The sequence below is a fragment of the Endozoicomonas sp. SESOKO4 genome, assembly GCF_024606275.1.
This window is the reverse complement of sequence record NZ_JAHHPS010000582.1, coordinates 1-3,292: the sequence shown is the minus strand read 5'-3', so window position 1 is coordinate 3,292 and position 3,292 is coordinate 1. Positions and strand designations below refer to the sequence as shown.

Below are 3,292 nucleotides of genomic sequence, written 5' to 3'. Positions count from 1 at the left end.
CAAGATTGGTATCGTTGGGCGCCCGAATGTTGGTAAGTCGACACTGGTCAATCGTTTGCTGGGTGAAGAACGTGTTGTCGTTTATGATCAGGCCGGAACTACCCGCGACAGCGTTTACATACCCTATGAACGCTGGGGGCAGGATTACACTCTGATCGATACGGCGGGCGTTCGCCGCCGAGGTAAAGTCCATGAAGTGGCTGAAAAGTTTTCGGTCATTAAAACTCTTCAGGCTATTGAAGATGCCAATGTCGTGGTACTGGTTGTTGATGCCAGGGAAGGGATCGTGGAACAGGATCTGCATTTGTTGGGCTTTGTACTGGAGGCAGGTCGTGCCGTTGTGATTGCCGTTAACAAGTGGGACGGCATGAAAGAGGGCCGAACCTCCTGAGGTTCAGCCCGGCTTTCTTCCTTTGCCAAACTCACTGCTTAATTCAGCAAATCACTTTTGATTCAGCGCAGTCAGGATACCGTCAGCACTGAGCACATACAGAAAATCACCCGATACCACAGGAGGTGCTTTAATCGCCGATGAACTCGCCTTAAAGCGACCTGCCATGGCACCATCAACCTGAGACAAAAGATGAACATAGCCTTCCAAATCACCTACGGCCACAAAGCTGCTGTAAGTCGCCGGTGCTGTCAGCAAACGATATTCCAGCTTATCCTGCCTCCAGCTAACCGCACCGCTGCGTTGATCCAGAGAACTGATATAACTGCTGTCATCGGTCAGATACAGAGATCCAAAACCTTCCGCAATGGATTTGTAGCTCGATAGCTCTCGACTCCAGCGTATACGCCCGCTATACATATCCAGGGCAGCTACATTACCCTGAAAACTGACCATAAACAGATTGTCACCTACAATCAGTGGCTCCGCCTTAATGTCGACCATTCTCTCCAGCTCGGAGGTTCCTTTAGGAAGAGAGACACGACTGTTCCACAAAGGACCGCCATCATTAACTCTGAATGCTTTCGCCTCACCATTGGAGAGCCCTACAAAGACAGCTTCCCCCTCAATAAGGGGTGTGCTGGAGCCTCTCAAAGTCAGAGCAGGCTGCAGGTTTTCCTGATGCCAAAGCTCTTTACCGGTCTCAGCATCCAGAGCGGTAATGGTGTCATCAATACTCTGGACCATTACAACACGGCCATTAGTTTGGGGAGAAGAAATGACTTCACTGCTCACTCTGGCTTTCCAGAGCTCACTGCCATCTTCCTCTCTGAGAGCAATGACATGACCGTCCAGGGTTCCAATAAGTAACATTCCGTAGTCAGCAGTAATACCACCACCGACGGGTAATTCCAGACTCTTCTTCCAGATTTCCCTGCCGGACCCGAGATCCAGGGCGGTGACATTTCCGTGGGCGCCGGCAACATAAATCACGTCGCCTGATACAGAGGGCACCAGCCGCTCATAGCTGTCCTCAACACCTTTACCGATGCTTTTGGACCAGACCTCTTTCAACTCAATATCTGGTTCAAACTCAGTCAGAGGTTTTGGTTTGCGGACTATTTCCTCATCATCGGAAAAAAGGCTGCAGGCAGCCAGCCCCAGTGTCAGGGAAACGATCAGCAGTGATCTGATTATCCTTTCCATCCATTAGCCCTCTTTTATGTTGGCTGCCAGGTCATCCAGTTTGAACTGCAGCAAAGGCCGGGACTCTCCGTTGGTGCGGGCGGCTTCCAGTGCCTTTTCATAGGATTCACGTGCTTTGTCTCTCTGACCCATCGCCAGATACGCATCGCCTCGAACAGACTCGATTGTAGCTACAAAACCGGCTTCTGACTTGGCCTTGGTCAGGACATCCAGCGCTGCTTGAGCGTTATCGCCAGACTGGCTGAGCATCACTCGCGCCAACCTGGCACGAGTTACCAACTCAACTTCCAGATCAGGCTTTTGAGCCAGCACCCATTCAAGAGAAGAACGAGCACCCTCAAGATCGTTATCCAGAACCTGTTCACGAGCCTGAAACAGCGTTGCAAAAGCCGCATAATCAGTGCTCTCATAATCAGACTGCAGAGTTTCCACTACGTGTTTAACGGTGGATTTCTGCTGCTCTGACAGTGGCTGTCCATGAGCTGTCTGGGTAGCTTCCAGAAGACTCTGGTAAAGCTGTGATGAAGCAGCTGCTGTCTCCAGTTGATTCTTCTGGTAAGCCTTGTAGCCAAAAATAGCGATGACTGTGATAGCGACACTGGCAACAACGGGCTTTCCGTATTCCTGCCAGAGGTTTTTGAGCAGTTCTACTTCTTCTTCATCTGAGCGACTCACGCTTTACTCCTGAATTCGCTTTTTCAAAAATTCAACCACAGCAGGAATACCCATGCTCTCCTGCTCACCATCCGTTGACAAAGGCTTAACGGATACCGACTGACTGGCCAACTCATCTTCTCCAACGATGAAAGCGTAATCAGCTCCGCTGCTGAAGGCCCTCTTCATCTGCCCTTTAAAGCCTCCGCCGCAATTCACCAAAATGCGCACGCCTGGAACACCTGTTCTTATTTGCTCGATCATAGGGAGAGCTTTAGCACTGACACCCTCCCCTCGGGTGACGACTGCGACATCAACGGTTTTATGAACTGACCCGGGAACCAGGTTGAGTGTTTCCAACATTAACACCAGACGCTCAAGCCCCATGGCAAACCCTACTGCCGGTGTTGGCTTGCCACCCAGCAATTCAACCAGGGCATCGTAGCGGCCACCACCGCAGACGGTTCCCTGTGCGCCAAGACTCTCTGTTATCCATTCAAACACGGTCCGACTATAGTAATCCAGCCCGCGAACCAGACGTGGATTGACATCATAAGAAATCCCTGCTGCATCAAGAATACTTTTCAGGGTTTCAAAATGCCCGGCCGATTCAGCGTCCAGATAATCGTGCAGTACAGGGGCATCCGCAACAATTTCCCGGGTGCGTTTATCTTTGCTATCGAGAATTCTGAGAGGGTTAATACTCAAACGATTTCGACTGTCTTCATCCAGTTCCTGCTCAAAGCGGGATAGGTACTCGACCAAAGCCTCACGATAATTCTGGCGAGCTTCCAATGTTCCCAGAGTATTCAGTTCCAGACGCACATGTTTATGGATACCCAGCTCTTTCCAGAGCCTGGCAGTCAACAATATGAGTTCTGCGTCAATATCGGGGCCAGCCATGCCGAAGGTTTCAACACTGAACTGGTGAAACTGACGATAACGTCCTTTCTGTGGGCGCTCGTAACGGAACATGGGGCCCATAGTCCAGAGTCTTTGTGTCTGGTTATAAAGCAGACCATGCTGGATACCGGCGCGTAC

The 3,292-nt window shown here is 50.8% G+C and carries 3 protein-coding genes and 1 pseudogene; 1 reads left to right on the top strand and 3 read right to left on the bottom strand.

Features of this window, described 5'->3' with window-relative positions; all coding sequences use genetic code 11:
• Positions 1-376, top strand: a pseudogene (locus KDK16_RS11425) (GTPase); the annotation flags it as partial.
• Positions 377-442: 66 nt separating this feature from the next.
• Here the strand turns inward: KDK16_RS11425 and bamB are convergent.
• From bamB to hisS, 3 genes are all read right to left on the bottom strand, one after another.
• The gene (gene bamB, locus KDK16_RS11420) at positions 443-1,597 is read right to left on the bottom strand and encodes an outer membrane protein assembly factor BamB (protein ID WP_257276207.1); all 1,155 of its coding nucleotides are present in this window, start codon (positions 1,595-1,597) and stop codon (positions 443-445) included.
• 3 nt (positions 1,598-1,600) lie between these two features.
• Positions 1,601-2,272 (bottom strand): tetratricopeptide repeat protein, encoded by a 672-nt coding sequence (locus KDK16_RS11415; protein ID WP_257276206.1) that lies wholly within the window; start codon positions 2,270-2,272, stop codon positions 1,601-1,603.
• Between the two features lie 3 nt (positions 2,273-2,275).
• Positions 2,276-3,292 (bottom strand): histidine--tRNA ligase (gene hisS, locus KDK16_RS11410; protein ID WP_257276205.1); only part of this gene is annotated, 1,017 nt, incomplete at its 5' end.

Excerpts from the sequence above, each read along its gene's own strand:
- bamB (WP_257276207.1), bottom strand. The coding sequence starts at position 1,597 with ATGGAAAGGATAATCAGATCACTGCTGATCGTTTCCCTGACACTGGGG.